19 protein-coding genes and 1 riboswitch are annotated in these 26,528 nt (G+C 69.8%); of the genes, 8 read left to right on the top strand and 11 right to left on the bottom strand.

The genetic code is table 11. The annotated features are described in order from the left end of the window. Positions 1-351 precede the first annotated feature (351 nt). On the bottom strand, positions 352-3,507 hold the full coding sequence (locus tag ACW5DW_RS10900) for a multidrug efflux RND transporter permease subunit (RefSeq protein WP_457018884.1): 3,156 nt from the start codon (positions 3,505-3,507) through the stop codon (positions 352-354). A 6-nt stretch (positions 3,508-3,513) separates the two neighbouring features. Further along, positions 3,514-4,755, bottom strand: a complete 1,242-nt coding sequence (locus tag ACW5DW_RS10905) for an efflux RND transporter periplasmic adaptor subunit (RefSeq protein ID WP_457018885.1) — start codon at positions 4,753-4,755, stop codon at positions 3,514-3,516. Positions 4,756-5,220: 465 nt separating this feature from the next. Here ACW5DW_RS10905 and ACW5DW_RS10910 point away from each other — a divergent pair, with 465 nt between their 5' ends. Beyond that, entirely contained in the window at positions 5,221-6,411 is a 1,191-nt protein-coding gene (locus ACW5DW_RS10910) for an efflux RND transporter periplasmic adaptor subunit (RefSeq protein ID WP_457018886.1), read from the top strand. A 79-nt stretch (positions 6,412-6,490) separates the two neighbouring features. Then, entirely contained in the window at positions 6,491-9,664 is a 3,174-nt protein-coding gene (locus ACW5DW_RS10915) for an efflux RND transporter permease subunit (RefSeq protein ID WP_457018887.1), read from the top strand. A gap of 81 nt (positions 9,665-9,745) precedes the next feature. Here the strand turns inward: ACW5DW_RS10915 and bioD are convergent, their stop codons facing one another. Continuing rightward, positions 9,746-10,417, bottom strand: a complete 672-nt coding sequence (bioD, locus tag ACW5DW_RS10920; RefSeq protein WP_457018888.1) for a dethiobiotin synthase — start codon at positions 10,415-10,417, stop codon at positions 9,746-9,748. A 126-nt stretch (positions 10,418-10,543) separates the two neighbouring features. Between bioD and ACW5DW_RS10925 the strand changes: the two genes are divergently transcribed. From ACW5DW_RS10925 to ACW5DW_RS10935, 3 genes are all read left to right on the top strand, one after another. Then, positions 10,544-11,026 carry a GAF domain-containing protein gene (locus tag ACW5DW_RS10925; protein ID WP_457018889.1) on the top strand — a complete coding sequence of 161 codons (483 nt, stop codon included), beginning with the start codon at positions 10,544-10,546 and terminating at the stop codon, positions 11,024-11,026. After that, positions 11,023-11,403: a TfoX/Sxy family protein gene (locus ACW5DW_RS10930; RefSeq protein ID WP_457018890.1), complete on the top strand. Its 381-nt coding sequence runs from the start codon at positions 11,023-11,025 to the stop codon at positions 11,401-11,403. Before ACW5DW_RS10925 ends, ACW5DW_RS10930 begins: the two co-directional genes overlap by 4 nt. A 49-nt stretch (positions 11,404-11,452) precedes the next feature. Continuing rightward, a riboswitch (cobalamin riboswitch) is annotated at positions 11,453-11,685 on the top strand. Positions 11,686-11,798: 113 nt separating this feature from the next. Continuing rightward, positions 11,799-13,664, top strand: coding sequence for a TonB-dependent receptor domain-containing protein (locus ACW5DW_RS10935; protein WP_457018891.1), 1,866 nt, complete (start codon positions 11,799-11,801; stop codon positions 13,662-13,664). A 52-nt stretch (positions 13,665-13,716) separates the two neighbouring features. Here the strand turns inward: ACW5DW_RS10935 and ACW5DW_RS10940 are convergent, their stop codons facing one another. The 4 genes from ACW5DW_RS10940 to polA form a co-directional block, all read right to left on the bottom strand. Continuing rightward, entirely contained in the window at positions 13,717-14,196 is a 480-nt protein-coding gene (locus tag ACW5DW_RS10940; protein WP_457018892.1) for a hypothetical protein, read from the bottom strand. Positions 14,197-14,251: 55 nt separating this feature from the next. Continuing rightward, positions 14,252-14,953 (bottom strand): phosphoglycolate phosphatase, encoded by a 702-nt coding sequence (gene gph / locus ACW5DW_RS10945; protein ID WP_457018893.1) that lies wholly within the window; start codon positions 14,951-14,953, stop codon positions 14,252-14,254. Positions 14,954-15,005: 52 nt separating this feature from the next. Further along, entirely contained in the window at positions 15,006-16,082 is a 1,077-nt protein-coding gene (gene dinB / locus ACW5DW_RS10950) for a DNA polymerase IV (RefSeq protein ID WP_457018894.1), read from the bottom strand. A 781-nt stretch (positions 16,083-16,863) separates the two neighbouring features. Further along, the gene (polA, locus tag ACW5DW_RS10955; protein WP_457018895.1) at positions 16,864-19,641 is read right to left on the bottom strand and encodes a DNA polymerase I; all 2,778 of its coding nucleotides are present in this window, start codon (positions 19,639-19,641) and stop codon (positions 16,864-16,866) included. Positions 19,642-19,782: 141 nt separating this feature from the next. Between polA and ACW5DW_RS10960 the strand changes: the two genes are divergently transcribed. After that, the gene (locus ACW5DW_RS10960; protein WP_457018896.1) at positions 19,783-20,079 is read left to right on the top strand and encodes a DUF2782 domain-containing protein; all 297 of its coding nucleotides are present in this window, start codon (positions 19,783-19,785) and stop codon (positions 20,077-20,079) included. Positions 20,080-20,119: 40 nt separating this feature from the next. Next, positions 20,120-21,163 (top strand): oxidoreductase, encoded by a 1,044-nt coding sequence (locus ACW5DW_RS10965; RefSeq protein WP_457018897.1) that lies wholly within the window; start codon positions 20,120-20,122, stop codon positions 21,161-21,163. A 9-nt stretch (positions 21,164-21,172) separates the two neighbouring features. Here ACW5DW_RS10965 and ACW5DW_RS10970 read toward each other — a convergent pair whose 3' ends face one another. Together ACW5DW_RS10970 and gnd are read right to left on the bottom strand one after the other, a co-directional pair. Continuing rightward, positions 21,173-21,622 (bottom strand): universal stress protein, encoded by a 450-nt coding sequence (locus ACW5DW_RS10970; protein ID WP_457018898.1) that lies wholly within the window; start codon positions 21,620-21,622, stop codon positions 21,173-21,175. 93 nt (positions 21,623-21,715) lie between these two features. Further along, on the bottom strand, positions 21,716-22,621 hold the full coding sequence (gene gnd, locus ACW5DW_RS10975; RefSeq protein ID WP_457018899.1) for a phosphogluconate dehydrogenase (NAD(+)-dependent, decarboxylating): 906 nt from the start codon (positions 22,619-22,621) through the stop codon (positions 21,716-21,718). A gap of 144 nt (positions 22,622-22,765) precedes the next feature. On the opposite strand from gnd, the gene ACW5DW_RS10980 reads away from it, so the two are divergent. Then, entirely contained in the window at positions 22,766-23,008 is a 243-nt protein-coding gene (locus ACW5DW_RS10980) for a hypothetical protein (protein WP_457018900.1), read from the top strand. Positions 23,009-23,027: 19 nt separating this feature from the next. Here ACW5DW_RS10980 and uvrD read toward each other — a convergent pair whose 3' ends face one another. Further along, positions 23,028-25,208, bottom strand: coding sequence for a DNA helicase II (gene uvrD, locus ACW5DW_RS10985; RefSeq protein WP_457018901.1), 2,181 nt, complete (start codon positions 25,206-25,208; stop codon positions 23,028-23,030). Positions 25,209-25,267: 59 nt separating this feature from the next. Continuing rightward, positions 25,268-26,524: a cation:proton antiporter gene (locus tag ACW5DW_RS10990; RefSeq protein ID WP_457018902.1), complete on the bottom strand. Its 1,257-nt coding sequence runs from the start codon at positions 26,522-26,524 to the stop codon at positions 25,268-25,270. Positions 26,525-26,528: the final 4 nt, after the last annotated feature.

Genomic DNA, 26,528 nt, shown 5'->3' on the forward strand with positions numbered 1-26,528 from the left:
GCATCCATGCGCTGCTTTCCGCAACCCCCGGCCCGGGACGACCATCGGCGAGTCGCTGTCGCGGCTTCGAAAAAAGCTCCCACCGAAGCATCGCAGCACCAGTCGCAGTGAGCCGCGTCCTGGCGACCGGGGATCGCGGAAAGCAAAACATGGATGTTTTGCGCGCGAGTCAGGACAGGATGTCCTGACCGAGCGAGAAGCGATCCCCGGTCGACAGGGCGCGGCGTCCATTCGAAGCCCGCGCCGGACTTCCGGCAACCGGGGCCGCTCTCTCCCTTGGCTGGGAAAGAACCATGAAAAAAGCCCGCCCCTGCAACAGGGGCGGGCTTGATCAATCGCGTCGCCGACCGGTCAGTCCTGCGGCTGCGCCGGCTGCTTCTGCGGCAATGGCTCGTCCATCTTGTCGCCGAGCATCCTGCGCACCGCGACGAAGAACACCGGGATCAGCAGCAGGCCCAGGAAGGTGGCGAACAGCATGCCGCCGATCACGCCGGTGCCGATCGCGTGGCGCGCGTTGGCGCCAGCGCCGGTCGAGATCGCCATCGGCACCACGCCCATGATGAAGGCCAGCGAGGTCATCAGGATCGGGCGGAAGCGCAGGCGCGCGGCCTCGATCGTCGCATCGCGCAGGGTCTTGCCCGCCGCGCGCTCGAGTACCGCGAACTCCACGATCAGGATCGCGTTCTTCGCAGCCAGGCCGATCACCGTCACCAGGCCGATCATGAAGAAGATGTCGTTCGACAACCCGCGCAGCATCGTGAACACCACCGCGCCGAGGATGCCCAGCGGCACCACCAGCAGCACCGACACCGGGATCGACCAGCTCTCGTACAGCGCCGCCAGGCACAGGAACACCACCAGCACCGACAACACCAGCAGCAGGGTCGCGGTATTGCCGGCGATGATTTCCTGATAGGACATGCCGGTCCAGTCGGAGCCGATGCCTGCCGGCAACTGCTCGGCAACGATGCTCTCCATCGCCGCCATCGCCTCGCCCGAGCTGCGGCCCGGCGCCGGCGAGCCGTTGATGTTGACCGCCGAGTAGCCGTTGTAGCGCGTCAGCGAGGGCGTGTTCATGCCCCACTCCGAACGCACCACGTTGCTCAGCGGGATCATCGCCGGCGTGCCGTCTGCAGTCAGCTGGCTCGAGGGCGAATAAAAGCGCGAGAACGAATCCTGGCCGGTGCGGAAGGGCGCATCGGCGCGCATGACCACGCGCTTGATGCGGCCGTCGGCGAAGTAGTCATTGACGTAAACCGGCGCCAGCATCAGCTGGATCGCGTTGTACACGTCGCCGGTCGACAGGCCCATGGCCTCGGCCTGCGCGCGGTCGACATCGAGCTGCAGCTGCGGCGCATCGGCCAGCGTGTTCGGACGCACCCCTGCCAGCAGGTCGGGCTGCTGCGCCGCGGCCCCGAGCAGGGTGCCCTGCGCCTGGGCCAGCGCCTGCCGGCCGAGGCCGGCGCGATCCTGCAGGTACATGTCGAAGCCGCCGAACTGGCCCAGGCCCTGGATCGTGGGCAGGTTGACCACGAAGATCGACGCGTCGCGGATGCCGTACAGCGCGCCATTGGCCTGCTGGATGAACTCGGGCACGGTGACGTCGCGGTCGTCCCAGTCCGTGAGCTTGATGAAGGCCATGCCGACGTTCTCGCCCTGGCCGACGAAGCTGAAGCCGGCGATCTGCATCATGCCCTCGTAGCCGTCCAGCCCCTCCAGCGTGCCGCGCACCTGTTCGAACACCTTCTGCGTGCGCTGCAGGGTGGCACCCGGCGGCAGCTGCACGATCGCCATCGCGTAGCCCTGGTCCTCTTCCGGCACGAAGCTGCCCGGCAGGCGCGTGAGCAGCACGCCGCAGGCCACCGTCAGCACCGCGAACACCACCATCCAGCGCGGCGTGTGCCGCACGGCGCTGCCGATGTGGCCGACGTAGGTGCCCGCCACCCGGTCATAGACGCGGTTGAAGCCGCGCACGAAGCGGTTCTCCTTCTTCTCGCCAGGGGCCGCATGCTGCTTGAGGAAGGTTGCGCACAGCGCGGGAGTGAAGCCCAGCGCGAGGAACGCGGAGAAGCCCATCGCCACCGCGATTGTGATCGCGAACTGCTTGTAGATCTCACCCGAGGCGCCGCCCTGCAGCGCGCTGGGGATGAACACCGCCGCCAGCACAACGGTGATCGCGACCACCGCGCCGGTGATCTGGTCCATCGCCTTCTCGGTGGCCTCCAGCGGTGGCAGGTGCTCCTCGGCCATGATCCGCTCGACGTTCTCGATCACCACGATCGCATCGTCGACCACGATGCCGATCGCAAGCACCATCGCGAACATGGTCAGCTGGTTGACGGTGAAGCCGATCAGGCTCAGGACCAGGAAGGTGCCCAACAGGGCGACCGGAATCACGAGGGTCGGGATGATGGTGGCGCGCAGGTTCTGCAGGAACAGCAGCATCACCAGGAACACCAGGATCATGGCCTCGATCAGGGTCATGATCACGTTGTTGATCGACAGCCGCACGAAGGTCGTGCTGTCGAACGGCGAGAACCACTCCACGCCGGGCGGGAACGACGCCTGCAGCTCGTCCATCCGCGCGGTGACCGCCTCGGCCACGCCCAGCGCGTTGGCGCCGGGCTGCAGCATGATCGCGACCGCGCCGGTGGGCTGGCCGTTGAACTGCGCGTCGAAGCCGTAGCCCTGGGCCCCGACCTCGATCCGCGCCACGTCGCCCAGGCGCACGATCGCGCCGCCCTCGTCCGAGCGCAGGATGATGTTGCGGAACTCTTCGGGCGAGCTGAACCGCCCTTCGGCCGAGACTGTGGCGGTGAAGCCCTGTCCCTCGGGCGCCGGGTCGGCGCCGATCGAGCCGGCCGCGAACTGCGCGTTCTGCGCGCGCACTGCCGACAGCACCTGGGTGGCCGACATGCCGAAGCCCTGCAGCCTGGTCGGGTCCAGCCAGATGTTCATGGCGTACTCGGAGCCGAAGTGCTGGGTGTTGCCGACGCCGGGCACGCGCGCCAGCGGCTCGAGGATGCGCGAGGCGATCAGGTCGTTGAGCGCGTTGCGGTCCATGTCCGGATCGCTGGAACGCAGGCCCACCACCATCAGGAAGCCGCTGTTGGCCTTGGCCACCACCACGCCCTGCTGCACCACCTCGGTGGGCAGGCGCGGCGTGGCCAGCGAGACCTTGTTCTGCACCTGCACCTGGGCGATGTCCGGGTCGGTGCCCGTTTCGAAGGTGAGCGTGATCGAGGCCCGCCCCGACGAGCTCGAGGTCGAGTTGAAATACAGCAGGTTGTCGATGCCGGTGAGCTGCTGCTCGATGACCTGGGTGACCGCCTGCTCGGCGGTCTGCGCATCGGCGCCGGGATAGGTGGCGCCGACGGTCACCTGCGGCGGGGCGACGTTGGGATACGACTCCACGCCCATGTTGAGCACGGCGATCACGCCCGACAGCGAGATCAGGATCGCGATGACCCACGCGAAGATCGGGTGGTGGATGAAGAACCTGGACATGGCGGATCAGCCTTCGGCGGAGTCGGTGGCCGCAGGCGCATCTGCAGCAGGGGGCTGCGATGACGGAGCTTCGTCGGCAGCGGGCGCGTCGCCATCGCTGGCGGGTGCGGCGTCTGCCGGCGCCTGGCCAGCCGCGCCGGCCGGCGTCCATGGCACGGCCTTGGCGGGCGCGCCTTCGCTGATCTTCTGCAGGCCCGAGACGATGACCTGGTCGCCGTCCTGCAGGCCGGCGGTGACGATCCAGCTGCCGCCGTCGGCGCGGTCGAGGGTGATGTCCTGGCGCGCCACATTGCCGTCCGCGCCCACCACCATCACGTAGGCGCTTCTTGCATCACGCTGCACCGCGGCCTGCGGGATCGAGTACACGCCCTGCATCTGGCCCAGGCGCGCGCGCAGGGTGACGTAGGTGCCCGGCAGCAGGCGACCGTTGGGATTGGGGATCAGCGCGCGCATGGAGATCGCACCGGTGGCCGGGTCGACGATGTCGCCGGAGAAATCGAGCGTGCCGGCGTGCTCGTAGGCGCTGCCGTCGGCCAGGACCACCTCGACCGTCGATTCGGCGCCCTGCGCGGCTTCGCGCGCGCGCCGGATCTGCTCCAGTTCGCCCACGCCGATGGAGAAGTTGGCGTACAGCGGGTCGACCTGGTCGATCGTCGTCAACAGCGTCACCGTGCCCTGCCCGACCAGCGCGCCTTCGGTGACCTGCTGCTTGCCGGCACGGCCGCTGATCGGCGCGCGCACGGTGGCGTAGCCGAGGTTGATGCGCGCGGCGTCCACCGCGGCCCGGCCGGCCTGCACGGCGGCGGCGGCGCTGCGTTCGGCGGCCAGCGCGTTGTCCAGGTCGGAGCGTGAGATGAATTCGGTGGGCGCCAGCTGGCGCGCGCGGTCGGCGTTGGCCTTGGCGTTGGCGAAGTTCGCCTGCGCCTGCGCCAGCGAGGCCTGCGCGGTGCCGAGCGCGGCCTGCAGGGGGGCCGGATCGATCAGGAACAGCACGTCGCCTTCCTTCACGTCGCTGCCTTCCTCGTACACGCGCTTCTGCAGCACGCCCGGGACGCGCGCGCGCACGTCGGCGCTGCGGAAGCCGGCCAGGCGGCCGCCGATCTCGCGGGTCAGCGGCAGGTTGGTGGCGCTGGCCTCGACGACGCCCACTTCGGGCGGCGGCGGCTGGGCGGGCGCCTCTTCTCCACCGCAGGCGGCGAGCAGGCACACGGAAAGGACGAGCGGCAGGGCGGCGGCGGTACGGAGCATCGGGGAGGACCTGTCTGGGCCTGCACGCGGCAGGTGGCGGCGAGGTAATTTCTGAACCGGGCAGTATACTTGCTCGCTGGATGAACGGAACCCTGCCACAGGTCAGGTTTGCTGGCGGTGTTTGCAACGTTCCGGCGGTGCTCCGCTTCCGCCCTGCGTGATGGGTCACCGGATGTGTCAGTCAGGCCCGGTCCATGGCGGACGAGGGACTGACGATCGGCCCATGGATCCTGTGTCTGGGCATGCATACTCTGGCGCAGCAGCGGGGCCTGCTGGATCCGGCCATCGGCGAGCCCTACCGGCTGCTGTTCCAGCACCCGCACTACTGCTCAACGGCCATGGCTGGCAGCCGCTGTTTGGCCCCGGCGACGACGATGCGCTCGACCGGTCGGTCGAACGCCTGTGCCGAGACGTGTTCGACGCCCACTGTCCGTACCCGCCCACTGACGTTCACGGAAGACTCCCATGTCCACCGCCCCCACGAAGCGCAAGCCGCGGTTCGCGCTACGCCTGATCCTGATGCTGGTGCTGACGCTGCTGGTGTTCGGCGGCGTGTTCGCCGTCAAGGCGATGATCGGCGCGCAGACCAACAAGTTCTTCGACAACATGCCGCAGCCGGCGGCCGCGGTGAGCGCGGCCACCGCGACCACCGAGCGCTGGAGCGACGACGGCGAGGCGGTCGGCACCCTGGTCGCGGTCAACGGCACCGACGTCACCACCGAGGCCGGCGGCGTGGTGCGCGCAATCGAGTTCGAGGCCGGGCAGCCGGTCAAGGCGGGCGAGGTGCTGGTGCGCCTGAATACCGACAACGAGCTGGCCACGCTCAAGTCGCTGGAAACCGCGGCCAAACTGGCCGACGTCCAGGCCGAACGCTGGCAGCAGCTGGGGCGCGACCAGCTGGTCTCGCTCGACGAGATGCAGCAGCGCGTCGCCGCGGCCGCCAGTTCGCGCGCGCAGGCCGACGCGCAGCGCGCGCTGATCGCGCAGAAGACCATCCGCGCGCCCTTCAGCGGCGAGCTCGGCATCCGCCGGGCCAATCTCGGCCAGTTCCTTTCGCCGGGCGATCCGATCGTGAGCCTGCAGCAGCTCGACCCGATCTACCTGGACTTCAGCCTGCCCGAACAGCGCATGGATACGCTCGCACCCGGCACGCGCATCCGCGCCACCGTCGACGCGCTGCCGGGCAAGGTGTTCGAAGGCGAAGTGACGGCGGTCGAGCCGCGGGTCGATCCGAACACCCGCAACTTCACCGCGCAGGCCACGCTGGACAACCCCGACGGCGTGCTGCGCCCGGGTGCGTTCGCGCGCGTGGGCTTCTCGCTCGGCGGCGAGCGCGAGGTGGTGGTGATCCCGCAGACCGCGGTCAGCTTCAATCCCTACGGCAACGCGGTGTTCGTGATCGGCAAGGTGCCCCGCAGGGAAGGCGAAACCGACATGCAGGGCAATGCGCTGACCGGCGACAAGCTCGTCGTGACCCAGCGCTTCATCCGCACCGGCCCGACCCGCGGCGACCTGGTGACGGTGACCGAAGGCCTCAAGCCCGGCGAGCAGGTCGCCACCAGCGGCCTGCTCAAGCTGCGCAACGAGGCCGAGGTGACGATCAACAACAAGGTGCAACCAACGGCTGAGGCGGCGCCGGAGGCGCAGAACCGCTGAGCGATCGCCTTGCTCCCGCGCTGCGCGCGGGCCCCCACCCCGTCCCTCCCCCGCAAGCGGGGGAGGGGGAGTTGCCGCCATGAAGTTCACCGACATCTTCATCAACAAGCCGGTGCTGGCGCTGGTCGTCAGCCTGTTCATCCTGATCTTCGGGCTGCGCGCGTTCACCGAGCTCAACGTGCGTCAGTACCCGGAGCTGCGCAACGCGGTGGTGAACGTCAGCACGGTGTACTACGGCGCCGATGCCGACCTGATCCAGGGCTTCATCACCACGCCGCTGGAGCGCGAGATCGCCAGCGCCGAAGGCATCGACTACCTCAGCTCCACCAGCTCGGCCGGGGTGAGCACGATCCAGGCCTACATCCGCCTGGACCACGATCCCAACGAGGCGCTCACCCAGATCGCGGCCAAGGTCAACAAGATGCGCGGCCAACTGCCGCCCGAGTCGGAGGACCCGGTGATCGACCTGCAGCAGGGCCAGCAGATCGCGGCGATGTACGTGTCCTTCGCCAGCGAGACGCTCGACAACAACCAGATCACCGACTACCTCACCCGCGTGGTCCAGCCCAAGCTGGTCACCGTGGACGGCGTGCAGCGCGCCGACATCCTCGGCGCCGGCACCTTCGCCATGCGCGTGTGGCTCAAGCCCGACCGCATGGCCGCGCTGCAGGTGACCGCGAGCGACGTGTCCAACGCGCTGCAGTCCAACAACGTGCTCTCGGCGGTGGGTTCGACCAAGGGCCAGATGGTCGCGATCGACATGACCGCGCGCACCGACCTGCGCAACGCCGATGAGTTCCGCCAGCTGGTGATCCGCGAGGAAGGCGGCGCGATCGTGCGCCTGGGCGACGTGGCCGACGTGGCGCTGGGCTCGGAGAACTACGGCACCTCGGTGCGCATCAACGGCGAAGCGGCCACCTTCATGGGCATCTTCGTCTCGCCCGACGCCAACTCGCTGGACGTGATCGGCGAGGTCCGCGAGCTGTGGCACGGCGAGATCGTGCCGCAGCTGCCCGAGGGCGTCGTCGCCACGATTCCCTACGACAGCACCGAGGCGATCCAGGACGCGATCAACGAGGTGGTCAGCACCATCATCGAGGCGGTGATCATCGTGATCGTGGTGATCTACCTGTTCCTGGGGTCGCTGCGCAGCGTGCTGATCCCGGCGGTGACCGTGCCGCTGTCGCTGGTGGGCGCGCTGTTCCTGATGCTGCTGATGGGCTTCACCATCAACCTGCTGACGTTGTTGGCGATGGTGCTTGCGATCGGGATAGTGGTAGACGACGCGATCATCGTGCTGGAGAACATCCACCGCCACATCGAGGACGGCCTGTCGCCCTTTGACGCGGCGATCAAGGGCGCGCGCGAGCTGGCCTGGCCGGTGGTGGCAATGACCACCACGCTGATCGCGGTGTACCTGCCGATCGGCTTCCAGGGCGGCCTGACCGGCGTCCTGTTCACCGAGTTCGCCTTCACCCTGGCCGGAAGCGTGCTGCTGTCGGGCGTGATCGCGCTGACGCTCACGCCGATGATGAGTTCGAGGATCCTCAAGCCGCACGGCGAGGGCAGCAAGGGCCGGCTGGAGGCGTGGCTGGACGCGCGCTTCGACAAGATCCAGCGCGGCTACCAGCGACGCCTGCATGGCGCGCTGGAGACCAAGGCGATCATCGCCCTGTTCGGCGGGATCGTGCTGGTGTCGTGCGTGTTCCTGTACATGACCGCGCCCAAGGAGCCCGCGCCGCTGGAGGACGAGGGCTTCGTGTTCGCGATCTCGCAGGCCGACCCGACCGCGACGCTCGACTACGTCGAGAGCTATACCGAAGAGATGTCCGCGATCGCGCAGGGCATACCGGAGGTACAGGACTACTTCCTGTTCAACGGCGGCTTCGGCGGCAGCGGCGGCGGCGCGAGCCCGATGGCGATGGCCGGCTTCGTGCTCAAGCCCTGGAGCGAACGCAGCCGCTCGACCAAGCAGGTGCTCGAGCAGGATCTGCAGCCGAAGTTCAGCGACGTCACCGGCCTCAACACCTTCGCCCTGGTGCCACCCTCGCTGCCCAGCGCCGGCGGCGACGGCGGCGGCGAGTTCATCATCGGCGGCGTGGGCGAGCTGGCCCAGCTCGCCGAACTGGCCGACGCGATCCTGGCGCGGGCGATGGAGAGCAAGCGCTTCATCTTCCTCGACAAGGACCTGAAGATCGACAAGCCGCGCATCGAGGTGCACATCGACCGCGACAAGGCGGCGTCGCTGGGCATCGACATGCGCACGCTCGCGGCCGACATGGCGGCGATGCTCTCGGGCGGCTACACCAACCGCTTCGCGATGCAGAACCGCTCCTACCTGGTGATCCCGCAGGTGCAGCGCAGCGACCGCCTCAACGCCTCCGACCTGCAGAACTACTACACCCGCACCCGCAACGGCGACCTGATCCCGCTGTCGACCCTGGTCACGCTGCAGGAAAGCGCGCAGCCGCAGTCGCTAAAGCGCTTCCAGCAGCTCAATGCGGTGTCGATCACCTTCGCCCCGCGCCCCGGCGTGAGCAAGGGCGAGGCGCTGGCGATCCTGGACGAGGCCGCGCGCGACGTGCTGCCGCAGGGCTACACCGTCGACTACGCCGGCGAGTCGCGACAGTTCAAGCAGGAGGGCTCGGCGATGCTGATGACCCTCGGACTGGCGCTGATCGTCATCTTCCTGGTGCTGTCGGCGCAGTTCGAGAGCTTCCGCGATGCCACGATCATGCTGCTGACCGTGCCGATGGCGATCTGCGGCGCGCTGCTGACGCTCAACGTGCTGGCGATCGCCAGCGGCGTCCTTGGTTTCGCCGGGATCGAGGCGTTCCCGGGGATGAGCATCAACATCTACACCCAGGTCGGCCTGGTGACCCTGGTGGGCGTGATCTCCAAGCACGGCATCCTGATCGTGGAGTTCGCCAACAAGCTGCAGGAGCAGGGCCTGTCCAAGCGCGAGGCGATCGAGCAGGCCACCGCGATCCGCCTGCGCCCGGTGCTGATGACCACCGCCGCACTGGTGTTCGCGATGATTCCGCTGCTGATCGCCAAGGGGCCGGGCGCGGCTTCGCGCTTCTCGATGGGCACGGTGATCGCCTCGGGCATGACCATCGGCACGATGTTCACCCTGTTCGTACTGCCGGCGTACTACCTGTACCTGGCGCGCGACCATGCGCGCGACCGGGGCCGTGAGGACGCGGCCGAAGCGGATGACGCACCGGAGGCGCCACAGCCGCAGCACGGTTGAGGGGACGCGCTCGCGCCTGAACCGAGCTGCCGACTGCCCCAACCCTCCCCCGCGTGCGGGGTGGGGGCAGGCCGCAGCCGCTCACTCCGGCAGCACCAGCTCCTTCGCCGCAACAGCACCGTCGCCACCCACCGCATGCCGCAGCACGCCCATGCACGGCGCGGGCAGCGCCTCGCGCAACAGCGCCAGGTAATCGTCGACGCGATCGAATGCCGGATCGACGCGGTTGCCGATCCACCCCGCCAGCCGGCAACCGTCTGCTTCGATCGCCTTCGCAGTCAGACGTGCATGGCTGAGGCAGCCCAGCCGCAGCCCCACCACCAGCATCACCTGCCCGCCCACCGCGCGCGCCATCGCCGATTGCTCCAGGCCATCGCCCATCGGCGCCAGCCAGCCGCCGGCACCCTCGACCACCACTGCATCGGCGCTGGCCGACAAGCGCGCGAACGCATCCAGCAGCGGCGGCAGCGTCACCACGATGCCCGCATCGCGCGCGGCAAGCTGCGGCGCGGTGGCAACCGGCAGTGCGAACGGATTCACGTCGGCGTAGTCCGGCACTGGATCACTCGCGGCCCGCAGCGCGAGCGCATCTTCGTTCTGCCAGCCATCGGCGCCATGTTCGCAGCCGCTGGCCACCGGCTTCATCCCGACCGCACGCAGCCCGCGCGCGCGCAACGCATGCAGCAGCGCCACCGACGCGAAGGTCTTGCCCACGCCGGTGTCGGTGCCGGTGACGAACCATGCCTGGCTCACCGCGCGCCCCCGTCCTTCCGTTCCGACGTCCGCAGCGCGCGTATGCACAGGCAGGCCGCGGCGCGTTCTGGACCGTGTTTCATCCGTCCTCCGGAGGGGTCGTGCACGCGCTGCTACACTGCCCGCATGTTCACTGCAGCAAGTCTAAGCGGCGACAAGCCGCAGCAGTACGCCCAGCTCGCACAACAGGCACGCGCGCTGCTGCATGGCGAACACGACCGCATCGCCAACGCCGCCAACCTGTCCGCGCTGGTCTACCACGCGCTGCCCGGGCTGAACTGGGTCGGCTTCTATTTCCATGACGGCACCGAGCTGGTGGTCGGCCCGTTCCAGGGCTTGCCCGCCTGCGTGCGCATCCCGCTCGACAAGGGCGTGTGCGGCGCGGCCGCAAGCAGCCGCCAGACCCAGCGGATCGACGACGTGCACGCCTTCCCCGGCCACATCGCCTGCGACTCCGCGTCGCGATCGGAGCTGGTGGTGCCGCTGCTGCACGGAGACACGCTGGTTGGCGTGTTCGACATCGACAGTCCGGAGCCGGCCCGTTTCGACGTTGAAGATCAGGAAGGGCTGGAAGCCATCGCCCGCATCTGGGTCGAGTCCCTGTCATGAATGCACCGCTGAAGATGCGCAACATCGGTCCGAAATCCGCCGCCTGGCTGCGCCAGGTGGGCCTGCGCACCGAGCAGGACCTGGTTGGCGCCGGCCCGGTGGACGCCTTCATGCGCGTGCGCCGCGCCGGCTTCAAGCCCAGCCTCAACCTGCTCTATGCACTCGAAGGCGCGCTGCGCGATTGCCACTGGCAGGAAGTGCCGGAGCAACGCCGCGTGGAGCTGGTGGCCGCAGTCGAGGCCGCGACGGCCGAGCTGCCGCTGCCGCGCGGGCGTCCCGCCGCCGCGCCGGTCACCACCACCCACCATCAGGAAGAAACCCCGTCCGCCTCGTTCGGCTTCCTCGATGAGCCCGACCGCGGCGGCGACCGCGACTGAGCCACCTGCGCGCGTCGCAGCACGCGCCGCCGCACGCACCCTTCCCGTACAATGCCGCCAGCTCCAGGGTGGCCCGCGGATCTTCGTCCAAGGGCTGAAACGGGAAGCCGGTGACGCCGGCGTCGCAACGCGCGACGCGGTCATCCCGGCACTGCCCCCGCAACGGTAAGCGAGTACGGCCGCCGCATCCGCCACTGTGCACACGCATGGGAAGGCGCGGCGACCGGGGCACACCTGCCCCAACCCGCGAGTCCGGAGACCGGCCCTGGAGTCCACTGGTTGCGATGCGGAGGGCGTCGCGGCGTGCCGTGCGCCGTCGTGTGCCCGTCCGCCATCTCTCCGCGCGCAACTCCATGCCATGCAAGGCGCGCGGGGCGCGCGATGGAGCCGATGCGATGTTGAACCGTTGTTCCCTTTCCCTGATCTCCGCGGCGGTGGCCGCGGCCCTGCCCATCGTGGCACTGGCCCAGTCGGCCACCGACCTCGACGAGGTGGTGGTCACCGGCACACGCACCGAGGTGGCCCTGGCCGAAAGCCTGGTGCCCGCCCAGGTGATCGACCGCGCGCAGATCGAGCGCAGCCAGGCGCGCGACCTGATCGGCCTGTTGCGCGGGCGCGCCGGCATCGACGTCGGCAACACCGGCGGCCGCGGCAAGCTCAGCAGCCTGTACCTGCGCGGCGCCGAGTCCGACCACGTGCTGGTGCTGGTCGACGGCATCAAGATGAACTCGGCCACCGCCGGCATGCCCGCGATCCAGGACCTGCCGCTGGCGCAGATCGAGCGCATCGAGATCATCCGCGGCCCGCGCTCGAGCCTGTACGGCTCCGAGGCGATCGGCGGCGTGATCCAGATCTTCACCCGGCGCGCGCAAACGCAGGGTCTGGCGCCAAGCCTCGCCCTCGGAATGGGCAGCCACGGCAGCCGCGAGCTGGGGGGCGGCTTCGACCTGCGCGGCGCGCGCGGCTGGCTCGGCGTGCACGGCGCCTACGATTCCACCGACGGCTTCAACGCCTGCCGCGGCTCGGGCGCGCTGTTCCAGGGTTGCTTCGCCGACGAGCCCGACGACGACGGCTATCGCAACGTCTCGCTGGGCCTGCGCGGTGGAGTGCAGATGGGCGAGGCGTTCGAGCTGGAGGGCAGCTTCCTGCAGGCCGATGGCGACACCGAGTTCGACGGCTCCTGGACCAACCGCTCCGAGGTGCGCCAGCAGGTCAGTGCGCTGCAGCTGCGGCATGCGCCGCAGGGCGGACGACTGGAACTCACTGCGGCCCTGGGGCGCAGCCAGGATCGCTCCGACGATTACCAGGGCGAGGAACTCCGCAGCGCCTTCGTCACCCGCCGCGACAGCGCTTCGCTCCAAGGCGACCTGGAGCTGCGTCCCGGCCATCTGCTGACCGCAGGCATCGACCATCTGGACGACCAGGTCGACAGCTTGGTCCCCTATACCGTCGATGCCCGCGACAACACCGGCGTGTTCCTCGCCTACGACGGTCGCATCGGCAGGCAACGGCTGCAGGCCAGCGTGCGCAACGACGACAACGCGCAGTTCGGCAACCATCTCACCGGCAGCCTCGGCTGGGGCACCGCGCTGGGCAACGGCCTGCGGTTGTCTGCCAATGCCGCGACCGGCTTCAAGGCGCCGACCTTCAACGACCTCTACTACCCCGGCTCCGAAAGCCCTTGGCTGCAGCCGGAAACCTCGCGCAGCCTCAACCTCGGCCTCTCGCGCACCGCGGCGGGCCACCGCTGGTCGCTGGACGTGTACGAAAGCCGCATCGACGACCTGATCGTGTTCGTGTACCCGCCGCCGGACTTCCTCGGCGTGGGCAGCAACATCGACCAGGCGCGCATCCGCGGCGCCGAATTCACCGTCGACACCGCGTGGGCAGGCTTCGACCTGTCGGCCCAGCTCAGCCACACCGACCCGCGCGACCGCAGCGGCGGTGCCAACCACAACCGGCTGCTTGCGCGGCGCGCGCGCACCACCGCCCGCATCGACATCGACCGCGACTTCGGCCCCCTGCGCGCGGGCCTGAGCGTGCAGGGCGCCGGCGCGCGCTACGACGATGCCGCCAACCGCGTGCGCCTGGGCGGCCACGCGACCACCGACCTGCGCCTGGAGTACGACCTCGGTCGCGACTGGAGCCTCGCCGCGCGCGCCAGCAACCTGTTCGACCGCCAGTACGAGTCGGTGGCCTGGTACTACCAGCCCGGGCGCGAGTACCAGCTCACCCTGCGCTGGCGGCCCGCGCCGCGCTGAGCCCTTGCACTGGCCCCGCCCATCGCGCGCCTGGTGCCCGCGGTGGGCGCGGTCAGTGCAGCACGGTCCCGCCGGGGGCGGAGAGCATGCGCGGGTCGCGCAGCGCGCGTACGCCCTGCAGCACCGCGACCAGCTCGCGGTAGCTGGCGGCCAGGCGCGCGAACAGCTCGGCATAGGCGTCGCGCCCTGCTTCGGCCACGCCCTGGTAGGCGCCGCGCCCCAGGTCGACGAAATAGTCCACGCTCACCCGGCGCCGCTTCGCCAGCGCCGGGAACAGCCCGGCCACCAGCAGGCAGCGGTCGCCCACGTCGCGCAGCGCATCCGCGCGCGCGCTGCCCGTCTGCTGCTGGGCGTCCAGCCATTCCAGCGCCTGGATCCGCGCCAGCAGCCGCTCGTCTCGCTGGTGGCGCAGCAGCACGAACACCAGATAGCTTTCCTGCGACTCGTCGAGTGCGCGACCGCCGCCCTCGCAGGCCTCACGGATCGCCGATTGCCACAGTTCGGCCGCGGCCCCCTGTCGGATATCGCCCACGCCAGTCCTCCGGTTGCACGCGCCGAGACTAGCGCCGGCGCGCGCGGAGGTGTTGTCAGCAGTCGGGTCGCGCTGCTGCCAGCACGAACGCCTCGCCGGGCTGCAGCAGCGCGCGCAGGTCGCCGACCACGCGCCAGGCGCCGGCGCCATCGAGGTCGAAGTCGCGCCGGTAGCCATAGTCGACCAGGGCCAGCGGCATCGCCGCGGCCGCGGCAGCGTCTGCGTCGGTGCGCGAATCGCCGACCATCAGGCACTGCTCCGCTGCCAGGCCAAAGCCCTCGGCGATGTGCAGCAGCGGGCGCGCATCGGGCTTGCGCTCGGGCAGGGTGTCGCCGCCGACGATGGCCTGGAAACAGTCTTCCCAGCCGAGCGCCTCGAGCAATGGCGCGATGAAGCGCGCCGGCTTGTTGGTGCAAAGGGCGATGGGCACGCCCCGTGCCTGCAGCGCCTGCAGCGCTTCGGCGGCGCCCGGATAGGCCACGGCCTGGCGCGGCAGCGATTCCCCGTAATGCCGCATCAGCAGCGCATACGCCGCCTCGAAGCCGTCGCCGTCCGGCAGCGTCGCACCGGCGTGGTCGAGCGCGCGGCGCAGCAGCAGGCGCGCGCCATCGCCGATCCAGCTGCGCACGGTGGACTCGTCCTGCGCGGCGTGGCCCAGCGCCAGCAGCGTGCGGTTGACCGCCTCGGCAATGCCGACGGCGCTGTCGATCAGGGTGCCGTCCAGGTCGAACAGCACGGCGCGGAACGGAAATGTCATCGGTCGACCATCGGCAGGGGGCCGGCCAGTGTATCGGCCTCGCGCAACCGGCTCAGGCGCAGGTCGCGGCCTCGAACAACTGCGCCTGCACCGCGCGCTCTTCCGGATCGTGGAAATTCGACAGGCCCACGCCCACCAGCCGGTAGCGGGTGGCCTGCGGCAGCGCCACCCGCGCCAGCAGCGACAGCGCGATCGCGCTGAACGCATCCAGCGTCGCCGGTGGCGTGTCGGGCGTCAGGCTGCGGGTGAGGATGCGGAACTGCGCGGTCTTGAGCTTGAGCACCACGGTGCGGCCGACGCGCGGCGTCTTGCGGGTGGAATGCCAGGCCTTCTCCGCGATGCGCCGCACGTGCGGCGCCAGCTCGTCCAGCGGCAGGTCCTGGGCGAAGGTGTCCTCGGCCGAGATCGACTGCACCGGCTGGTCGGGTTCGACCGGCCGCTCGTCGATGCCGCGCGCGCGCCGGTACAGCGACGCGCCGTAGCTGCCAAAGCGTGCCTGCAGCGCCTCCAGCGGCAGCCCGCGCAGCTCTCCCACCGTGCGCACGCCCAGTTCCTCCAGCTTGCCCTGCATCACCTTGCCCACTCCCGGAATGCGTCCCACCGGCAGCGGGGTGAGGAAGGCATCGACCTGTGTTGGCCGGACCACGAACACGCCGTCGGGCTTGTTCCAGTCCGAGGCGATCTTGGCGATGAACTTGTTGGGCGCGACGCCCGCGGATGCCGTGAGCCGCGTTTCCTCGCGGATGCGCGCGCGAATCGCCTGCGCGGTGGCGGTGGCGCTGGGCGATGCGATCTTGGGCGCGGTGACGTCGAGGTAGGCCTCGTCCAGCGACAGCGGTTCGACCAGGTCGGTGTGCTCCAGGAAGATCTCGCGGATCTGCCGCGACGCCGCCTTGTAGCGCGGGAAGTCCGGCGGCACGAACACCGCGTCCGGGCACAGCCGCTCGGCGCGCATGGCCGGCATCGCCGAGCGCACGCCGTAGCGCCGCGCTTCGTAGGAAGCCGCGCACACCACCGAACGCGCGCCGCGCCAGGCCACGACCACGGGGCGGCCGCGCAGCGACGGATCGTCGCGCTGTTCCACGGATGCGTAGAACGCGTCCATGTCGATGTGGATGATCTTGCGCACGGCTGCGCCATTCTAGTGCGCCGCCGCGAGGCGGCCGCTGCCCTGCATCCGGGTCCGGCCTTCGGACGGACGCCACGCCCTGTCGGCCGGGGATCGCTTTTCGCTCGGTCAGGGCCGCTGCGCGGTCCGGCCCGGCAAAGCATACCGGGCGCTCGCGTGGATGCGCGGCATGCCGCGCAAGCCATCCACGCTTTCCCTGCCCTGACTCGCGCGCAAAACATCCATGTTTTGCTTTCCGCGACCCCCGGCCGCCAGGACGCGGCTCGCTGCTGCTCCTGCTGTGATGCTTCGGCGGGAGCTTCTTTCGAAGCCGCGACAGCAACTGGGCGATGGTCGTTCCGGGCTGGGGGTTGCGCAAAGCAGCGCATGGATGCGCTGCGGCGGCGAGTCAGCCATGGATGGCTGACCGAGCCGAAGAGCAACCCCCAGCTCGGAACGACCCCAACCGGAGGCCCGGATCCACCGTCGTCAATCCTTTCGCAATGCGGAGAACACCCACAAAAAAGCCCCGCAGGCAGGGGGGGCCGGCGGGGCTCGGGGAACGGGACTCGGGGAGAAGTCTTACGTTCCGGATCTTCCCCAGGGGAATGGGAGGAGATCAGCGACAGACCTTGCATCTGTCGCGACCTATATGACCACTTCCAACATTGAGACTTCGTGAAGAAGACGCTATGCCGTCCGAATAATTCAGCCACCGTTTACCCGGTGGATTCCCGGACAATATCCGTGCCGAAAGTCATGATTTATGCCGAGATACGCGCAAAGCGTGATCGGGTCCGCATCAATGGGCCTGATCCCAGTTGGTGCCCACGCCAGAGTCCACCACCAGCGGAACACGCAGTTCCGCTGCTGCCGCCATTCGCGCCGAAGCCTCGCCCACGAGCACGTCGACAAAGGCCTCGTCGACCTCGAATACCAGTTCGTCGTGCACCTGCAGGATCATCTGTGCCGCGCCGCCCTGGGCCGCCAGCCAGCCGTCGATGTCGATCATCGCGCGCTTGATGATGTCGGCCGCCGTTCCCTGCATCGGCGCGTTGATCGCGGCGCGCTCGGCGCCGGCGCGCTGGGCCTGGTTGCCGCGCTGGATGTATTCCAGGTAAAGACGCCGGCCGAACACGGTTTCGACGTAGCCCTGCTCGCGCGCCTGCTGGCGGGTGCGCTCCATGAAATCGCGCACGCCCGGATAACGCGAGAAATAGGTGGCGATGTATTCCTGCGCCTCGCCGCGGCCGATGCCCAGGTTGCGCGCCAGCCCGAACGCGCCCATGCCGTACATCAGGCCGAAGTTGATGGCCTTGGCCGCGCGCCGCTCGCTGGTCGTCACCTCCTCCAGCCGGCGGCCGAAGACCTCGGCGGCCGTGGCGCGGTGGATGTCGGCGCCGGCCGCGAAGGCCTCGAGCAGGCCGGCGTCCTCCGACAGGTGGGCCATGATCCGCAGTTCGATCTGCGAATAGTCGCAGGCGACCAGGCGCCGTCCCGGCGGGGCGATGAAGGCCTTGCGGATGCGGCGGCCGTCCTCGGTGCGGATCGGGATGTTCTGCAGGTTGGGATCGCTGGAGGCCAGGCGGCCGGTGGCCGCGCCTGCCTGGTGGTAGCTGGTGTGCAGGCGGCCGGTCCCGGGATTGATCATCTCCGGCAGCTTTTCGGTGTAGGTGCTGCGCAGTTTCGCCAGGCCGCGGTATTCGAGGATCACGCGCGGCAGCTCGTGCTGGTCGGCGATCGCCTCCAGCGCCTCCTCGTTGGTGCTGGGCTGGCCCTTGGGCGTCTTCACCAGCGCCGGCAGTCCGAGTTCGTCGAACAGCAATGCCTGCAGCTGCTTGGGCGAGTCGAGGTTGAAGCTGCGCCCGGCCATCTGGGTGGCAGCCTGCTGGGCGGTGAGCATCCGCCGCGAGAGGTCGGCGGTCTGCCGGCGCAGCTCATCCGCGTCGATCATCACGCCATTGGCCTCGATGCGCGCCAGCACCTGCACCAGCGGCATCTCGATGTCGCGGTAGACCGACTGCAACGAAGGCACCTGCGCCAGGCGCGAGGACAGCTCACCGTGCAGGCGCAGGGTGATGTCGGCGTCCTCGGCGGCATAGCCGGTGGCGTCGTCGATCGCGACCGCATTGAACGGGATCTGTTTCGCGCCCTTGCCGGCCACCGCTTCGTAGGGGACGGTCTCGTAGCCGAGCAGGCGTCGCGCCAGCGAATCCATGTCGTGGCGCTGGCTGGAGTTGAGCACGAAGCTCTGCAGCATCGTGTCCTCGGCGTAGCCGTGCACCTCGATGCCGTGGCGCCGGAACACGTGCAGGTCGTACTTGCCGTGCTGCCCGATCTTGCGCACCTGCGCGTCCTCGAGCAGCGGGCGCAGCGCCTCGAGCGCGGCCCCGCGATCAAGCTGCGCCGGCACGCCGGGATAGTCGTGTCCCAGCGGCAGGTAGGCCGCGCGCCCGGACTCGGCAGCGAAGCTGATGCCGATCAGGTTGGCCCGCAACGGATCGAGCGAATCGGTTTCGGTGTCGAGCGCGAAACAGCCGGCCTGGCGCAGTTCGTCGATCCAGGTCGCCAGCTGCCCGGCATCGAAGATCGTCTCGTAGCTGCCCGGTGCCGCCAGCGCCGGATCGGGCAGCGGCTCGTCCGGCGAGGCCGGCGCGGCATAGCGGCCGCTGCCGCGCGCCCGTCCCGGCTCCTTCTCGGCGGCGTCGGCGACGCTGCCGCCGTCGAGTTCCCTGAGCGCCTGGTTGAAGCCGTAGCGCGCGTACAGCTCGCGCAGCGCCTCGACGTCGCGCTCGCGCAGGGCCAGCGTCTGCGGCGTGGCATCCAGCGCGACGTCGAGCTTGATCGTGGCCAGCTGCCGGCTCAGCGGCAGCTGCCCCAGCGCCTCGCGCAGGCTCTCGCCGATCTTGCCCTTGACGCCATCGGCGCCGGCGATCACCGCGTCGAGGGTGCCGTGCTCGGCCAGCCACTTGGCGGCGGTCTTGGGCCCGCACTTGGGCACGCCGGGAATGTTGTCGACGCTGTCGCCCATCAGCGCGAGCATGTCGACGATCTGGTCCGGGCGCACGCCGAACTTCGCCATCACCGCCTCGACGCTGTCCAGGCGACTGCCGGTCATGGTGTTGACCAGTTCGACCAGGCCCTGGCCGGGCGCCGGCTCGCGCACCAGCTGCGCGAAATCCTTGTCGCTGGTGGAGATGGTGACGTCGATGCCGTCCGCCGCGCCCTGCACGGCCAGGGTGCCGATCACGTCGTCGGCTTCCACGCCCGGCTCGCGCAGGATCGGGAATCCCAGCGCCTCGACGATCCTGCACATCGGCTCGACCTGGGTGCGCAGGTCGTCGGGCATCGGCGGACGGTTGGCCTTGTAAAGCGGGTACAGCGCCTCGCGGAAGGTCGGACCGCTGGCGTCGACCACGAAGGCGACGTAGTCCGGCTTCTCCTTGAGCGTGGCGCGCAGCATGTTGACCACGCCGAACAGCGCGCCGGTCGGCTCACCGTCGCCATTGGTCAGCGGCGGCAGCGCGTGGAAGGCGCGGAACAGATAGGAGGAACCGTCGATCAGTACGAGTCTGGGCATGGACTGATTCTACGCGCGGCATGGGCCGGGCCCGGTCGACCGGATCCCACGCGGCGCGCCCGGGCCGGCGCTGTCTTCACGCTCGCCCCGCCTTGATCGGGCATGCGCATAATGAACGTCCAGCCACGCCGGATGATCTCCATGCACGCCAGTCGCCTGCTCCTGCCCCTCGCCCTGTCTGCGCTGCTGACCCTGGGCGCCTGCGCCACGACTGCGCCTGCGACGGTCGAGATCCCGCCGGGCGCCGAAGAGAACGTGCGCACCGAGGCCAACGGCGACGTGATCACCGAATACCGCGTCAACGGCGATCTGCGCGTGGTCCAGGTGCAGCCTTCGCGCGGGCCCACCTACCTGCTGTACGTCCGCGACGGACGCGTGCTGTCCACGCGCGAAGGCGACGATTCGCCGCAGACCTATTTCAAGCTGTTCGGCTGGTGAGCTGGGCGCGCCTGGGCAGTCGGCCACCAGGCCTGCACGCATGAACCCGCCGTTGAACGTCGCATTGGTCGGCTACGGCTACGCCGGGCGGGTGTTCCACGCACCGCTGGTCGCGCATACGCCAGGGCTGCGGCTGCACACCGTGGTGTCGAGCGATGCTGCGCGCGTACAGGCGGATTTCCCGCAGGCCGACGTGGTCGCGGATCCGGCAGCAGCGTTCGCGCGGCCCGACATCGATCTGGTGGTCATCGCCGCGCCCAATGCGGTGCATGCGCCGCTGGCGATCGCGGCGCTGCAGGCCGGTCGCCACGTGCTGGTCGACAAGCCCTTCGCCACGACCCTGGAGGAAGCGCGACAGATTGCTGCCGCGGCGCGGGCCGCCGGGCGCATCGCCAGCGTGTTCCAGAACCGGCGCTGGGACGCGGATTTCCTCGCCCTGCGCGGACTGCTGGACTCCGGCGCGCTGGGCGAAGTGGCCGAGCTGCATTCGCACTTCGACCGGTTCCGGCCGCAGGTGCCCGACCGCTGGCGTGAGCGCGCCGGTCCCGGCGCCGGACTGTGGTTCGACCTGGGGCCGCACCTGGTCGACCAGGTGCTGCAGCTGTTTGGCCCGCCGCTGTCGGTGCAGGCGGATATCGCCGTGCAGCGCGAGGGCGCGGTGGTCGACGATTTCTTCCATGTTGTGTTGCGCTACCCGCGCTTGCGCGCGGTCCTGCATGCGGGCGTGCTGGTGCCGGCAAGCGGCCTGCGCCTGGCTGTGCACGGCACGCGCGGCAGTTTCATCAAGCACGGGCTCGACCCGCAGGAAGCCGCGCTGCGCGATGGCATCGCACCCGACGGCCCGGACTGGGGCCTCGATGAACAGCCCGGCCTGCTGACCACGATCGACGGGGATGGTCGCGCGCTGGAGCGCGTGTTTCACGGACCGCCCGGCGACTATCGCGCCTGCTACGCCGCTATGCGCGATGCCGTGCTCGGGCGTGGCCCGCCGCCGGTGGCGATCGAACAGGCGCTGGCGGTGATGCGCGTGCTCGAGGCCGGATGCGAAAGCGCTGCCGGTGGCCGCGCGATCGCATTCAATTGAGCGACGCGCTCAGCGCACCACGAGCACCGGCAGGTGCCCGCGGCTGACGACCGACTGGGTCTGGCTGCCCAGCAGCAGTTTGCGCAGCCCACGGTGGCCGTGCGAAGCCATCACGATCAGGTCCGCGCCACAGCTGGCGGCGGTTTCCAGGATGGCCTCGTCGGCCAGGCGTTCGGGCACGTAGACGGTGTCCAGGGCCACGCCGCTGTGCGTCGCCCGCGCCCGTGCGTCATCGATGACCGACTGCGCCTGCGCCTGCTTTTCCCGGCGCCGTTCCTCGCGCAGCTCGGCGCCCAGCGCCATTCCCGATGGCTCGGCTGCCATCATCGCCTGCCAGGGATCGGACACCGTCACCAGGGTCGCCCGGGCCTGCAGCGCCGCGGCCAGCGCGAGGCCGGCGTCGAGGCCCTTGCCGGCCAGCTCAGAGCCATCGCTCGCGATCAGGATATGCCTGTACATCGAAGAACACCTCCGCTGTCGTGGACGCTGCATGGAACCACGCCCGGCCCCTGCATGCATTGATCCGGAGCAAGCCCGGCTTGCCGGCCGCACTCAGCCCGGCTTTACGCCATGTCCGCCAAAGCCCGCGCGCATCGCCGCCAGCATCCGGTCGGCGTAGGCATTGTCCTGGCGCGAGCGCAGGCGTTCGATCAGCGACTGGGTGATGACCGGAGCGGCCACATCCAGTTCGATCGCCTCGGCGACCGTCCAGCGTCCCTCGCCCGAATCGGGCACCCAGGGCGCGATGCCTTCCAGCGTCGGATTGTCCGCCAGCGCCGCCGCGGTGATGTCGAGCAGCCACGAGCGCACCACGCTGCCGTGCCGCCACAATTCGGCCAGGCCGGCGATGTCGGGGATCAGATCGGGCCGACGCTCCAGGATCGCGAAGCCCTCGGCATAGGCCTGCATCATTCCGTACTCGATGCCGTTGTGGATCATCTTCGCGTAGTGGCCGGCGCCGTCCGGGCCGACGTGGGCCCAGCCGCGCTCGGGCGCGGGCGCCAGCGAGCGGAACAAGGGCGTGAGCGCGGCGGCGGCATCGGCGTCGCCGCCGACCATCAGGCTGTAGCCCTCGTCTAGCCCCCACACGCCGCCGCTGGTGCCGACGTCGACATAGGCGATGCCCGCCTCGCGCAGGGCCTGCGCGCGGCGCTGGCTGTCGCGGTAGAAGGAATTGCCGCCGTCGACCAGCACATCGCCCGGCGACAGCAGCGGACGCAGCGCCTCGATCGTGGCGTCGACCACCGCGCCGGCGGGCACCATCATCCACAGCGCGCGCGGGGTGCCGCTGCGCTCGGCCAGTCCGTCGAGCGTCGTTTCGGTGGCGATGCCATCCGCCGCCAGCGCTGCGCGCGCGTCCGCCGATGGATCGAATCCAGCGACCTCATGCCCATCGCGCTGCAGGCGCCGCGCCATGTTCGCGCCCATCCGGCCCAGTCCGATCATGCCCAGCTGCATCGAATGCTCCTTGCCTCGTGGTCAGGCCATGATGATGCATCACGCCGCGTAAGCGCTGCATGCCCGCGCCGCGACAGCTGCCCAACCAGCCCGGGATGCAGGTTTTCACATGTCGTGCAGGGCTGCGCCGCAACACTTGTCGACATGTACGGACGTGAGCGACGCCAGCGGCAGGAAGATGCGCGCGCGCTGCGCGAGGGCCTGACGGCTGCACAGCTGCAGGCGCTGGAGACCCTCGAGCACTTTCACTGGACGCTGGAGTTCGTGCGTCGGCCGATGTTCGAGGACCCGATCCCGGTGGTCATCGACCGTTACGGCGAGCGTTACGCGGTGCTGCGCGCGGACGGCAGCCTGGATGAATCGCCGGGCTTCCCGATCCGCAAGTAAGGGCATCGCCGCTGCGCCGCTACCCCGGCGTCAGGTTGGCGTACGCCAGCACCAGCCACTTCGATCCGGCGTCATCGAAGTTCACCTGCACGCGCGCATGCGCGCCGCCTCCTTCGAGGTCGGTGACCACGCCACTGCCGAATTTGGCGTGCACCACGTTCTGGCCAAGTCGCAGTCCCGGTGACTGGTCGAGCGAGGCATGGCCCCAGTCGCGGCGCGGCTGCGGCGTGAACGCCGGGCGCGAGACCTGCACGCGCGGACGCACCTCGTGCAGCAGCGTTGCGGGAATCTCGCGCAGGAAGCGCGAAGGCATGCCGTACATGTCCTGGCCGTGCAGGCGTCGCGACTCGGCGTAGCTGAGCACCAGCTTCTGGCGCGCGCGGGTGATGCCCACGTAGGCCAGCCGGCGCTCCTCCTCCAGGCGCCCGCTCTCCTCGATCGAGCGCGCGTTCGGAAACAGGCCTTCCTCCATTCCGGCCAGGAACACCAGCGGGAACTCCAGACCCTTGGCGCTGTGCAGGGTCATCAGCTGCACCCCGTCCTCGCCCGCCTGGGCCTGGCCTTCGCCGGCCTCGAGCGAGGCGTAGGCGAGGAAGGCCACCAGTTCGCTGAGCTGCGCCGCATCGTCCTCGTCGCCCCTGACAAAGCGCGAGGCCACCGACACCAGCTCGTCGAGGTTGTCCACGCGCGAATCGGCCGCGCCCTTGGATTCGTTGGTGTAGTGCACGCGCAGGCCCGAGCGCAGCAGCACGTGGTCGATCTTGTCCTTGAGCGGCAGTTCCGCCGCTTCGCCCTCAAGCGCGTCGACCAGCGTGTGGAAGCCGGCCAGCGCGTTGCGCGCGCGCGCCTGCAGCGCGGCGCCCTGCTGCACGCGCAGCGATGCCTCCCACAGCGTGATGCCGCCGGCGCGCGCCTGCCGCCGCACTTCGTCCAGGGTGCGCTCGCCGATGCCACGCGTGGGCGTGTTCACCGCGCGCTCGAACGCCGCGTCATCGGCGCGATTGGCGACCAGCCGCAGGTAGGCCAGCGTGTCCTTGACCTCGGCGCGCTCGAAGAAGCGCACGCCGCCGTACACGCGGTAGGGCACCTGTTCGGCGAGCAGCGTTTCCTCGAACGCGCGCGACTGCGCGTTGCTGCGGTAGAGGATCGCGCAGTCGCCGTGGCTGCCGCCGCCCTGCACCCACTGGCCGATGCGCTCGACCACGAAGCGCGCCTCGTCGATCTCGTTGTAGGCCGAGTACAGGTCGATCGGCTCGCCTTCGCCGCTGTCGGTCCACAGCTGCTTGCCCAACCGCTCGGGGTTGTGCGCGATCACCGCGTTGGCCGCGCCCAGGATGTTGGCGCTGGAGCGATAGTTCTGCTCAAGGCGGATGGTCTGCGCGCCGGGATAATCGCGCAGGAAGCGCTGCATGTTCTCGACCTTGGCGCCGCGCCAGCCGTAGATCGACTGGTCGTCGTCGCCGACCACGAACACCTGTCCCTGCTCGCCGGCCAGCAGCCGCACGAAGCCGTACTGGATGGCGTTGGTGTCCTGGAACTCGTCCACCAGCAGTTGCCCGAAGCGCTGCCGGTAGTGCGCCAGCAGCGCCGGCGTATCGCGCAGCAGCTCGTGCGCGCGCAGCAGGATCTCGGCGAAATCCAGCAGCCCGGCGCGGTCGCAGCGCTCCTGGTAGAGCGCGTAGCTCTTGAGCATCACCTCCGACCACTCGTCGCCGCCCGACTGGATGTTCTGCGGCCGGCGGCCCTCGTCCTTCTGCGCGTTGATCCACCACGCGATCTGCCGCGGCGGGAAGCGCGCCTCGTCGAACTCCAGCTGCTGCACAACCCGCTTGACCAGGCGCAGCTGGTCGTCCGAATCCAGGATCTGGAAGCCTTCGGGCAGCCTGGCGTCCTGCCAGTGCAGCCGCAGCAGGCGATGGGCGAGGCCGTGGAAGGTGCCGATCCACAGGCCGCGCGCGCCGTTGCGCAGCTGCGCGTCGATGCGGTGGCGCATTTCGGCCGCGGCCTTGTTGGTGAAGGTGACCGAGAAGATGCCGTGCAGCGGCACCCCGACCACCTCGTGCAGCCAGGCGATGCGGTGGGTCAGCACACGGGTCTTGCCGCTGCCGGCGCCGGCCAGGACCAGGTAATGGCCGGCCGGTGCGGACACGGCTTCGCGCTGGGCCGGGTTCAGCCCATCAAGCAGGTGGGAAACATCCATGCGCCCATTCTAGGCGACCGCTGTCGCAGCCCCGGGAACCCCGGCCGGCCGTGCGTATCTCAGGAGGCCCGTTCGGCCCCCGCATCGGCCGCCTCCGCGTGCTGGCCGCGGTAGAGCAGACGCACCAGCGGCGAGGCCATCACCGTGGTCACCAGGGTGACGGCGAACAGCATGGTGAACAGCGCCGGCCCGATCAGGCCGGCGTCGTAGCCGATCTTGATCACGATCAGCTCCATCAGGCCGCGCGCGTTCATCAGCGACCCGACCGCCAGGCTGTCGCGCCAGCCGTAGCCGTTCAGCCGCGCGCCCGCCGCGCAGCCCACGACCTTGCCGGCGATGGCCACCAGCAGGATCAGGCCGAACGCGCCGATGCCGGCGCTGCCAAACGCATCGGGCGTCGCGCCCTGCCCGGCCACCACGAACATCACCGGCATCAGCAGCCCGATCGCCAGCGGCTCGATGCGCCTGGCGAACCAGTGCAGCAGGCGGTCGTCGCGCGGCAGGCAGGTGCCGAACAGGAAGGCGCCGAAGATGGCGTGCAGGCCGATCCATTCGGCGAACGCGGCGCAGGCCAGCAGCCCCAGCAGCACCGGCGTGAGCGCGGATGCGCGCGGCTCGCCGTCGAGCGTGGCCGGGCGCAGGAGGCGGGCATACACCGGCTTGAGCAGCCCGAAGGTCACCACTACCAGGGCGACCGCGCCTGCGACCGTCAACGCGACCCCGCCTGCCGAGCCGCCGCCGGCCAGGGCCAGCACCGCGGCCAGGAAGATCCACACGACGCCGTCGTTGACCAGTCCAGCGGCCAGCGCGAGCCGGCCCGGCGTGGAGCGGGTCAGGCCGCGGTCCTTGAGGATGCGCGCCAGCACCGGGAATGCGGTGACCGAGATCGCTGCAGCGATGAACATCGCGAACGGCCAGTAGCCGACGCCATCGGGTGCGAACGCGCGATACAGCGACGGCGCGATCGCCAGCCCAAGCGCGAACGGGAGCACGATGCCGAACCCGCCGATCGAGATCGCGGCACGCACCTGCCTGGCGCTGCCCTCGGGCGCGCGCAGCTCGGCGCCGACGATGAACATGAACAGGCTCACGCCCAGCGTGCCCAGGCCCGCGAGCATCGGCAGAGACGCGGCCGGGAATACGGCCGCATGCACCTGCGGTGCCCACGCCCCGAACACCAGCGGCCCCAGCACCAGGCCCGCGGCCATCTCGCCGATCACCGGCGGCTGGCCGAAATGGCGCAGCACGGCGCCGCAGAGCTTGGCTGCGGCGAGCACCAGCACCAGTTGCAGCAGGAGCAGCAGCATCGGGCTCACGCCG

This window comes from Luteimonas sp. A482, assembly GCF_054072655.1.